The 10,533-nt window shown below is 69.6% G+C and carries 8 protein-coding genes, 1 tRNA gene and 1 pseudogene; 7 read left to right on the top strand and 3 right to left on the bottom strand.

What is annotated here, in order from left to right:
• From GTW43_RS10915 to GTW43_RS10895, 5 genes and pseudogenes are all read left to right on the top strand, one after another.
• A pseudogene (locus GTW43_RS10915) lies at positions 1–130 on the top strand (branched-chain amino acid ABC transporter substrate-binding protein); the annotation flags it as partial.
• A gap of 116 nt (positions 131–246) precedes the next feature.
• Positions 247–1,176 (top strand): branched-chain amino acid ABC transporter permease, encoded by a 930-nt coding sequence (locus GTW43_RS10910; protein ID WP_161301454.1) that lies wholly within the window; start codon positions 247–249, stop codon positions 1,174–1,176.
• A 5-nt stretch (positions 1,177–1,181) separates the two neighbouring features.
• On the top strand, positions 1,182–2,969 hold the full coding sequence (locus GTW43_RS10905) for a branched-chain amino acid ABC transporter permease (RefSeq protein WP_161301453.1): 1,788 nt from the start codon (positions 1,182–1,184) through the stop codon (positions 2,967–2,969).
• A complete protein-coding gene (locus tag GTW43_RS10900) occupies positions 2,966–3,832 on the top strand; it encodes an ABC transporter ATP-binding protein (RefSeq protein WP_161301452.1) in 867 nt (288 codons plus the stop codon). Before GTW43_RS10905 ends, GTW43_RS10900 begins: the two co-directional genes overlap by 4 nt.
• On the top strand, positions 3,829–4,545 hold the full coding sequence (locus GTW43_RS10895; protein ID WP_161301451.1) for an ABC transporter ATP-binding protein: 717 nt from the start codon (positions 3,829–3,831) through the stop codon (positions 4,543–4,545). Before GTW43_RS10900 ends, GTW43_RS10895 begins: the two co-directional genes overlap by 4 nt.
• A 78-nt stretch (positions 4,546–4,623) precedes the next feature.
• Here the strand turns inward: GTW43_RS10895 and GTW43_RS10890 are convergent, their stop codons facing one another.
• Positions 4,624–5,280 (bottom strand): response regulator, encoded by a 657-nt coding sequence (locus GTW43_RS10890; protein ID WP_161301450.1) that lies wholly within the window; start codon positions 5,278–5,280, stop codon positions 4,624–4,626.
• A 108-nt stretch (positions 5,281–5,388) separates the two neighbouring features.
• On the opposite strand from GTW43_RS10890, the gene GTW43_RS10885 reads away from it, so the two are divergent.
• Positions 5,389–5,461: transfer RNA gene (locus tag GTW43_RS10885), tRNA-Leu, on the top strand.
• A gap of 154 nt (positions 5,462–5,615) precedes the next feature.
• On the opposite strand, the gene pyk is transcribed toward GTW43_RS10885, so the two are convergent.
• Positions 5,616–7,052, bottom strand: a complete 1,437-nt coding sequence (gene pyk, locus GTW43_RS10880) for a pyruvate kinase (protein ID WP_161301449.1) — start codon at positions 7,050–7,052, stop codon at positions 5,616–5,618.
• Between the two features lie 249 nt (positions 7,053–7,301).
• Between pyk and GTW43_RS10875 the strand changes: the two genes are divergently transcribed.
• Complete coding sequence (locus GTW43_RS10875; protein ID WP_161301448.1) at positions 7,302–9,116, top strand: 5'-nucleotidase C-terminal domain-containing protein; 1,815 nt, start codon at positions 7,302–7,304, stop codon at positions 9,114–9,116.
• Between the two features lie 3 nt (positions 9,117–9,119).
• On the opposite strand, the gene GTW43_RS10870 is transcribed toward GTW43_RS10875, so the two are convergent.
• On the bottom strand, positions 9,120–10,533 hold a 1,414-nt coding region (locus GTW43_RS10870), incomplete at its 5' end, for a SidA/IucD/PvdA family monooxygenase (RefSeq protein ID WP_161301447.1).

Below are 10,533 nucleotides of genomic sequence, written 5' to 3'. Positions count from 1 at the left end.
TTCCTTCAACGGCGTCACCGGCCAGGTCTCGTTCGACGAGTTCGGCGACACCACCAACCGCACCCTCACCGTCTACCAGGTCAAGGACGGCAAGCACGTCCCGGTCAAGACCGGCGAGCTGGAGGACTGACCCCCGGGGAACCCCGCGGACACCCTCCGCGGGGCCCCACCGCACCAGCCCACGGCGCCGGGGGGCCAACAGCCCCCCGCGCCCTCGCACTTGACGACAACCTCGGAGGCCCAGCGGTGCACGATCTGCCGCAGCAGCTGGTCAACGGCCTGATACTCGGAGCTCTGTACGGCCTCATAGCCGTCGGCTACACCATGGTCTACGGCATCATCCAGCTCATCAACTTCGCCCACGGCGAGATCTACATGATCGGCGGCTTCGGCGCCCTCACCATGTGGCTCTGGCTCCCCGGCGGCACGTCCCTCGCGCTCGCGCTGCCCCTCATGCTCCTCATGGGCATCGCCTGCTCCGTCCTCGTCGCCGTCGGCGCCGAACGGTTCGCCTACCGCCCCCTCAGAAGCGCCCCACGACTGGCCCCGCTCATCACCGCGATCGGCCTGTCCATCGCGCTCCAGCAGGCCGTCTGGGCCTTCTACCCCGACGCCAAGGCGGACCGCACCTTCCCGCAGTTCTCCGGCGGACCCATCGACCTCGGGGCCTTCACCCTCCAGCGCGGCGACCTCTTCCTCATCATCGCCGCCCCCGTGTGCATGGCGTTCCTCGCCTACTTCGTCGCGAAGACCCGCACCGGACGCGCCATGCAGGCCACCTCCCAGGACCCGGACACCGCCCAGCTCATGGGCATCAACACCGACCGGATCGTCGTCACCGCCTTCGCCATCGGCGGCGCCTTCGCCGCCGTCGCCGCCATGGCCTACGGCCTCAAGTACGGCCAGGTCGGCTTCAAGATGGGCTTCATCGCCGGCCTCAAGGCCTTCACCGCGGCCGTCCTCGGCGGCATCGGCAACATCTACGGCGCCATGATCGGCGGCCTCGCCCTCGGCCTCGCCGAAGCCCTCGCCACCGCCTACATCCAGGACATCCCCGGCATGGAACTCCTCGGCGGCGGAGCCTGGAAGGACGTCTGGGCCTTCGCACTCCTCATCCTCGTGCTCCTGCTGCGCCCCCAGGGCCTGCTCGGCGAGCGCGTCGCGGACAGGGCGTGATCACCATGACCGACACCACGACCACCGCCCCGCCCCGCGCCGTCCTCCCGCTGCCCGCAGCGGCGGCCCGCTACGGCACCGCCGTCGGCGCCGTCGCCACCCTGGCCAGCACCTTCCTGGCCTGGACCTGGACCGCCGAGTTCCCCGGCGACCTCACCGTCACCGGCTACCCCGGCGGCCTCCAGGTCCTCACGCTCACCGGCGCCCTGCTCACCCTGCTCCTCGCCCTGTCCGCCCTCGGCATCCGCGGACTGCGCTGGCTCACGCCCGGCGGCACCACCGCCCCGGTCCTGCTCCTCGCGCTCGGCACCTTCGGCACGACCGGCTACACCCTCGGCGCCATCAGCTACCGGCTCGGCGGCGTCGTCAACCTCGAACCCGGAGCCTGGGTCGCCGGCATCGCCTCGCTGCTCACCGTCCTGTGCGCCCTCGGCATCCCCGCCGACCAGGACGACGAGACCACCGCCACCGGCGCCTGGGCCCGGCTGCGCAGCTCCCTGCGCGCACCCGCCGCCCGCCCCGCCACGATCAGCCTGCCCTCCTGGGCCGAGATCCTCCTGATCGCCGTCGCCTTCGGCCTCGCCCTGTACGTCTTCACGTACGGCATCGACACCGAATACGTCGAACTCTTCACCGGCTACCTGATCCTGGTCGTCCTCGGCGGCATCGCCCTGACCAAGACCGGACTGCCCTCCCGGCTCACCGCGCTCACCGCCAAGCACCGCACCATCGCGCTGACCGCGGCCTTCGTCGCCGCCGCCGCGTTCCCCTTCACCCAGACCAACGACACGTACACCAACGTCGCCGCGAACATCCTCGTCTTCGCGACCGTCGCCCTCGGTCTCAACGTCGTCGTCGGCCTCGCCGGACTCCTCGACCTCGGCTACGTCGCCTTCCTCGGCGTCGGCGCCTACGCCGCGGCCCTCGTCTCCGGCTCCCCGGACTCCACCATCGGCGTCCACTTCCCCTTCTGGGCCGCCGTCCTCACCGGCGCCGCCGCCTCGCTCGTCTTCGGCATCGTCATCGGCGCCCCGACCCTGCGACTGCGCGGCGACTACCTCGCCATCGTCACCCTCGGCTTCGGTGAGATCTTCCGCATCACCATGAACAACCTGGACGGCGACTCCGGCCCCGACGTCACCAACGGACCCAACGGCATCCCGAACATCCCGGACCTCAAGATCTTCGGGTTCGACCTCGGCGAGACCCACACCGTCCTCGGCGTCGACCTCGGCCGCTTCGCCAACTACTACCTCCTGATGCTCGTCTTCACGATCATCGTGGTCACCGTCTTCCGCCGCGCCGGCACCTCCCGCATCGGCCGCGCCTGGGTCGCCATCCGCGAGGACGAGACCGCCGCCCAGGCCATGGGCATCAACACCTTCCGGCTCAAGCTCCTGGCCTTCGCCCTCGGCGCCTCGCTCGCCGGCATGGCCGGTACCGTCCAGGCCCACGTCCAGTACTCCGTCACACCCGACCAGTACAAGTTCGTGGAAAACGCCCCGCCCAACTCCGCGTTCCTCCTCGCCGCCGTCATCCTCGGCGGCATGGGCACGGTCAGCGGCCCCCTCGTCGGTGCCGCACTGCTCTACCTGATCCCCGCCAAGCTCCAGTTCATCGGCGAGTACCAGCTCCTGCTCTTCGGCGTCGCACTCGTCCTTCTCATGCGCTTCCGCCCCGAAGGACTCATCGCCGACCGCCGCAAGCAGCTCGAATTCCACGAGAACGACCAACTCGACGTGCCAGAACAACGGACCCCGACCGAACCGGCCGTCACCAAGGCGGGGGCGTGACCACCATGACCACCACCACGACGACCCGGACCGTCCTCGAAGCCAGCGGCGTCACCATGCGCTTCGGCGGACTCACCGCCGTCCACGACGTCAACCTCACCGTCGGCGAGGGCGAGATCGTCGGCCTCATCGGCCCCAACGGCGCGGGCAAGACCACCTTCTTCAACTGCCTCACCGGCCTCTACGTCCCCACCGAGGGCAAGGTCACCTACAAGGGCACAGTCCTGCCGCCCCGCCCCCACCTGGTCACCCAGGCCGGCATCGCCCGCACCTTCCAGAACATCCGGCTCTTCGCCAACATGACCGTCCTCGAGAACGTGCTCGTCGGCCGCCACACCCGCACCAAGGAAGGCCTCTGGTCCGCCCTCCTGCGCGGCCCCGGCTTCAAGAAGGCCGAACACGCCTCCGAGGAACGCGCCATGGAACTCCTCGAGTTCACCGGCCTCGCCAAGAAGCGCGACCACCTCGCCCGCAACCTCCCCTACGGAGAGCAGCGCAAGCTCGAGATCGCCCGCGCGCTCGCCAGCGACCCCGGACTCCTCCTCCTCGACGAGCCCACCGCCGGCATGAACCCGCAGGAGACCCGCGCCACCGAGGAACTCGTCTTCGCCATCCGCGACAAGGGCATCGCCGTCCTCGTCATCGAGCACGACATGCGCTTCATCTTCAACCTCTGCGACCGCGTCGCCGTCCTCGTCCAGGGCGAGAAACTGGTCGAAGGCACCAGCGACGTCGTCCAGGGCGACGAGCGCGTCATCGCCGCCTACCTCGGCACCCCCTTCGAAGGCGCCCCCGAAGACACCGCGCTCGAAGAAGTCCAGGCCGCCGAAGCACAGGCCGCCGCCGAAGGAGACGACCAGTGACCGCACTCCTCGAGGTCGAGGACCTCAAAGTCGCCTACGGCAAGATCGAGGCCGTCAAGGGCATCTCCTTCAGCGTCGAGGAAGGCCAGGTCGTCACCCTCATCGGCACCAACGGCGCCGGCAAGACCACGACCCTGCGCACCCTGTCCGGCCTGCTCAAGCCGCTCAGCGGCAAGATCACCTTCGCCGGTCAGCCCCTCGACACCGTGCCCGCGCACAAGATCGTCGCCATGGGCCTCGCCCACTCCCCCGAGGGCCGGCGCATCTTCCCCCGCCTCAGCATCGCCGAGAACCTCCAGCTCGGCGCCTTCCTCCGGAAGGACACGGCGGGCATCGAGAAGGACATGCAGCGCGCCTACGACCTCTTCCCGATCCTCGGTGAACGCCGCAAGCAGGCCGCGGGCACCCTCTCCGGCGGCGAACAGCAGATGCTCGCCATGGGCCGCGCCCTCATGTCCCAGCCCAAACTGCTCATGCTCGACGAGCCCTCCATGGGCCTCTCCCCGATCATGATGCAGAAGATCATGTCGACCATCTCCGAGCTCAAGGCCCAGGGCACGACCATTCTGCTGGTCGAGCAGAACGCCCAGGCCGCCCTCTCGCTCGCCGACCAGGGGCATGTCATGGAGGTCGGGTCGATCGTCCTGTCCGGCACCGGCCAGGACCTGCTGACCGACGAGTCCGTCCGCAAGGCCTACCTCGGCGAGGACTGACCCGCACGACCCCGCACACGGCGAAGGCCCGCACCCCCGTCATCCCGGGGTGCGGGCCTTCGTCCGGTGCTCCGCGGGTCAGCCCTTGGCCGCCTTCTTCTCCTCGGCGTCCTGGATGACCGCCTCCGCGACCTGCTGCATCGACAGCCGACGGTCCATCGACGTCTTCTGGATCCAGCGGAACGCCGCCGGCTCGGTCAGCCCGTACTCCGTCTGCAGCACCGACTTGGCCCGGTCCACCAGCTTCCGCGTCTCCAGCCGCTGCGTGAGGTCCGCGACCTCCTTCTCCAGCGTCCTCAGCTCGGTGAAGCGGGACACGGCCATCTCGATCGCCGGCACCACGTCGCTCTTGCTGAACGGCTTGACCAGGTAGGCCATGGCCCCCGCGTCCCGGGCCCGCTCCACGAGGTCCCGCTGCGAGAACGCCGTCAGCATCAGTACCGGAGCGATCGACTCCTCGGCGATCTTCTCCGCCGCGCTGATCCCGTCGAGCTTCGGCATCTTCACGTCGAGGATCACCAGGTCGGGCCGGTGCTCACGGGCCAGCTCGACGGCCTGCTCACCGTCGCCCGCCTCACCCACGACGGTGTAGCCCTCTTCCTCGAGCATCTCTTTCAGGTCGAGGCGGATCAGGGCCTCGTCCTCGGCGATGACGACGCGGGTCGTCAGCGGCGGGACGTGCGACTGGTCGTCGTCGGCGGCGCCGACAGGCTGGGGCGACTCGGGGGCGGTCACGGGGGCGCTCCTTGGTTGAGCAGGGCGGGGGACTGCTGCCAAGAGCCTACCTAGCTGCGATATGGTGGTCACACGGTGGGGCACCAGCCCACCTTCGTTTTACAGGAAGCCCCGGTAGTCCAGCGGCAGAGACACGGTGCTCAAACCACCGACAGCGTCGGTTCGAATCCGACTCGGGGCACTTTTCCTTCGTTTCGAAGGTTGACCAAGAAAGCGGATTCTCCCCTTCGGGCGAGCGTCCGCTTTTTCGCTGCCCGCGGCAGACGCGCAGGACCACCGGCCGACGTGGCGCGTACGGACGCGCACGCCGGCCTCGAGCACCGACCCCGCGCAGGCTACTTCGGGCTGTCGTCCTCGCCGATGTGGTGGACGCGGACCAGGTTCGTGGAGCCCGAGACGCCGGGCGGGGAGCCGGCTGTGATGACGACGACGTCGCCCTTGGCGCAGCGGCCGATCTTCAGGAGTTCCTCGTCGACCTGGGCGACCATCGCGTCGGTGGAGTCGACGTGCGGGCCGAGGAAGGTCTCGACGCCCCAGGTGAGGTTGAGCTGGGAGCGGGTGGCGCGGTCGGGGGTGAAGGCGAGCAGCGGGATGGGTGAGCGGTAGCGGGAGAGGCGGCGGACGGTGTCGCCGGACTGGGTGAAGGCGACGAGGAACTTGGCGCCGAGGAAGTCGCCCATCTCGGCGGCGGCGCGGGCGACGGCGCCGCCCTGGGTGCGGGGCTTGTTCCGCTCGGTGAGGGGCGGCAGGCCCTTGGCGAGGATGTCCTCCTCGGCGGCCTCGACGATGCGGCTCATGGTGCGGACGGTCTCGACGGGGTACTTGCCGACGCTGGTCTCGCCGGAGAGCATCACGGCGTCGGTGCCGTCGATGACGGCGTTGGCGACGTCGCTGGCCTCGGCGCGGGTGGGGCGGGAGTTGTCGATCATCGAGTCGAGCATCTGGGTGGCGACGATGACCGGTTTGGCGTTGCGCTTGGCGAGTTTGACGGCGCGCTTCTGGACGATCGGGACCTGCTCGAGCGGCATTTCGACGCCGAGGTCGCCGCGGGCGACCATGATGCCGTCGAAGGCGGCGACGATGTCCTCGATGTGCTCGACGGCCTGGGGCTTCTCGACCTTGGCGATGACGGGGAGGCGGCGGCCCTCCTCGTCCATGATGCGGTGGACGTCCTCGATGTCGCGGCCGGTGCGGACGAAGGAGAGGGCGATGACGTCGGCGCCGGTGCGCAGTGCCCAGCGCAGGTCGGCCTCGTCCTTCTCGCTGAGGGCGGGGACGGAGACGGCGACGCCGGGGAGGTTGAGGCCCTTGTGGTCGGATACCATGCCGCCTTCGACGACCTCGGTGTGGACGCGGGGGCCGTCGACGCGGGTGACTTCGAGGCTGACCTTGCCGTCGTCGACGAGGATGCGTTCGCCGGGGGTGACGTCGGCGGCGAGGCCGCTGTAGGTGGTGCCGCAGCTCTGGCGGTCGCCCTGGGCGCCTTCTTCGACGGTGATGGTGAACTCGTCGCCGCGTTCAAGGAGTACGGGGCCTTCGTGGAAGCGGCCGAGTCGGATCTTCGGGCCTTGAAGGTCGGCGAGGACGCCGACGCTGCGGCGGGTCTCGTCGGCGGCCTTGCGCACACGCCGGTAGCGCTCCTCGTGCTCGGCATAGGTGCCGTGGCTGAGGTTGAAGCGGGCTACGTCCATTCCGGCTTCGACGAGTGCTTTGATCTGCTCGTACGAGTCGGTGGCGGGTCCCAGGGTGCAGACGATCTTTGCTCGGCGCATGGTTCGAGCCTAGGCCTTACCGGCGGGTAGAGAATGGGGTGGACGTGACGTCTCAACAACCTTTACCTGAAGCACTCTTGACAAGTATTGAATATGTGCGGGCGGTTGCTCTGATGAGCGATGCGGCGGCGCGGTTCTTTTCCGTCCGGTCATCGAACGGAAACGTGTGAGGGGTGTTGCGATCCGGTGCTCCTGGGCCAGAATCTACGCGCGTCGCCTCTGTTGGTCCCGTAAGTCAGGAGCCCCTCCATGTCGTTGAACCGCAGATCCTTCCTGGGCACGTCCGCCGCGACCGGTGCCGGAGTGGCGCTGGCGGGGGCCGCCGTCGCGCCGGCGGCCGAGGCCGCACCGGGGCACGGCCGGGGGCACGGGAAGCCGAAGAAGCGGTACGCGTTCACGGTGATGGGCACGACGGACCTGCACGGTCACGCCTTCAACTGGGACTACTACAAGGACGCCGAGTACACCGACACGGACGGCAACGCGCAGGGGCTGTCCCGGATCTCGACGCTGGTGCGGCAGATCCGCGAGGAGATGGGGCGCGGCAACACGCTCCTGATCGACGCGGGCGACACGATCCAGGGCACGCCGCTGACGTACTACTTCGCGCGCGTGGACCCGATCACGGCGGCGGACGGCCCGGTGCACCCCATGGCGCAGGCCATGAACGCGATCGGCTACGACGCGGCCGCGCTCGGCAACCACGAGTTCAACTACGGGATCGACACGCTGCGCACGTTCGAGTCGCAGCTCCACTTCCCGCTGCTCGGGGCGAACGCGGTGGACGCGAAGACCGAGCGTCCCGCCTTCGCGCCGTACGTGATCAAGCGGCTGCGCACGCCGCACGGCCGGGACGTGAAGGTGGCGGTCCTGGGGCTGACGAACCCGGGCATCGCGATCTGGGACAAGGCCTATGTGCAGGGTGTGCTGAAGTTCCCGGGGCTGGAGGAGCAGGCGGCGAAGTGGGTGCCGAAGCTGCGGTCGATGGGCGCCGACGTGGTGATCGTGTCGGCGCACTCGGGTGCGTCGGGCACGTCGTCGTGGGGTGACCAGCTGCCCTACGTGGAGAACGCGGCGGCGAGCGTGGCCGCGAAGGTGCCGGGGATCGACGCGATCCTGGTGGGGCACGCGCACGTGGAGATCGAGCAGCAGCTGGTGAAGAACGAGGAGACGGGCCGGACCGTGGTGCTCGCGGAGCCGCTGTGCTTCGCGGAGCGGCTCGCGCGCTTCGACTTCGAGCTGGAGTGGGAGAAGGGCCGCTGGTCGGTGGCCTCGGTGTCGTCGAAGCTGCTGAACTCGAACGCGGTGGCGGACGACCCGAAGATCACGAAGCTGCTGTCGGCGCAGCACGCGCTGGTCGTGAAGTACGTGAACCAGGTGGTGGGTTCGGCGAAGGTCGAGCTGACGACGGTGGACGCCCGGTACAAGGACGCCCCGATCATCGACCTGATCAACAAGGTGCAGGCGGACGTGGTGACGGAGGCGCTGAAGTCGACGCAGTACGCGTCGCTGCCGGTGCTGTCGCAGGCGTCGCCGTTCTCGCGCACGTCGACGATCCCGGCCGGGGACGTGACGATCCGTGATCTGTCGAGCCTGTACGTGTACGACAACACGCTGGTCGCGAAGTTGCTGACGGGCGCGCAGGTGCGGGCGTACCTGGAGTACTCGGCGGAGTACTTCGTGCAGACGGCGGCGGACGCCCCGGTGGACGTGGACAAGCTGACGAACGCGGGTGACCGGCCGGACTACAACTACGACTACGTGTCGGGGGTCGCGTACGACATCGACATCGCGCAGCCGGCCGGGTCGCGGATCAGGAACCTGACGTTCGAGGGCAAGGAGCTGGACGACACGGCGCAGTTCGTGTTCGCGGTGAACAACTACCGGGCGAACGGCGGGGGCGCCTTCCCGGGGGTGGCGACGGCGCAGGAGCTGTGGTCGGAGTCGACGGAGATCCGGACGCGGATCGCGGAGTGGGTGACGGCGAAGGGCGTCCTCGACCCGGCGGACTTCGCGTCGGTGGACTGGCGGCTGACGCGGGCCGGGACGCCGGTGTTCCCCTGACGGTCAGTACCGCTCGATGTCGTCCTGCAGCTCGACGAGGTGCCGGGCGGTGCCGCGCTCCTCGCTCCCGTCCCGGGGGTGGGGGGCGCGGTCGTCGTTCGGGGTGAGGCCGAAGGTGGTGAAGGCGGTGCGGCGGGGCTGGGGGTAGGGCTCCTTGCCGGTGAGGCTGTTGAGGATGGTGGCGCTGCGCCAGGCGGCGAGGCCGAGGTCGGGGGCGCCGACGCCGTGGGTGTGGCGTTCGGCGTTCTGGACGTAGACGCGGCCGCCGGCGGCCTGGACGGTGTCGTCGAGGACGAGGCGGAACTGGTCGTCGATGCGGGGGCGGCCGGCGGCGTCGCGGCGGATGTGGGGTTCGAGGCCGGAGAGGATGCGGCCGAGGGGGCGCTCCTTGTAGCCGGTGGCGAGGACGACGGCGTCGGTGGTGAGGCGGGTGCGGACGCCCTGTTCCCGGTGTTCGAGGTGGAGTTCGATGCGCTGGTCGGCGAGGCGTCCCGCGGTGCGGACGCCGACGCCGGGGGTGAGGGTGACGTCGGGCCAGCCGCCGTGCAGGGTGCGCTGGTAGAGCTCTTCGTGGATGGCGGCGATGGTGTCGGCGTCGATGCCCTTGTGCAGCTGCCACTGGGCGGGGACGAGGCCGTCGCGGACGGGTTCGGGCAGGGCGTGGAAGTAGCGGGTGTAGTCGGGCGTGAAGTGTTCGAGCCCGAGCTTGCTGTACTCCATGGGGGCGAAGGCCTGGGTGCGGGCGAGCCAGTGGATCTTCTCGCGGCCCGCGGGGCGGCGGCGCAGGAGGTCGAGGAAGATCTCGGCGCCGGACTGTCCGCTGCCGATGACGGTGACGTGGTCGGCGGCGACGAGGCGTTCGCGGTGGGTGAGGTAGTCGGCGGAGTGCAGTACGGGCACGGCCGGGGCCTCGGCGAGGGGCTTGAGGGGACCGGGCACGTGGGGGGCGGTGCCGATGCCGAGGGCGATGTTGCGGGTGTAGGTGCGGCCGAGCGCCTCGGCGTCGCCGTGGGCGTCGAGCTGGGTGTGGTCGACCTCGAACAGGGCCCGTTCGGCGTTCCAGCGGACGGCGTCGACCTGGTGACCGTAGTGGAGGCCGGGGAGGTTCTCGCTGACCCAGCGGCAGTAGGCGTCGTACTCGGCGCGCTGGATGTGGAAGCGCTCGGCGAAGTAGAAGGGGAAGAGGCGCTCGCGGGTCTTGAGGTAGTTGAGGAACGACCAGGGGCTGGTGGGGTCGGCGAGGGTCACCAGGTCGGCCAGGAAGGGGACTTGGAGGGTGGCGCCGTCGATGAGCAGGCCGGGGTGCCAGTGGAAGGCGGTGCGCTGCTCGTAGAAGGCGGTGTCGAGTTCGGTGAGGGGGTGGGCGAGGGCCGCGAGGGAGAGGTTGAAGGGGCCGATGCCGATTCCGACGAGGTCG

Origin of the sequence: Streptomyces sp. SID5785 (assembly GCF_009870065.1) — a bacterium.
Taxonomy (GTDB): domain Bacteria; phylum Actinomycetota; class Actinomycetes; order Streptomycetales; family Streptomycetaceae; genus Streptomyces.
The sequence above is the reverse complement of the archived record's forward strand: the minus strand, read 5'-3'. Positions and strand labels throughout refer to the sequence as shown.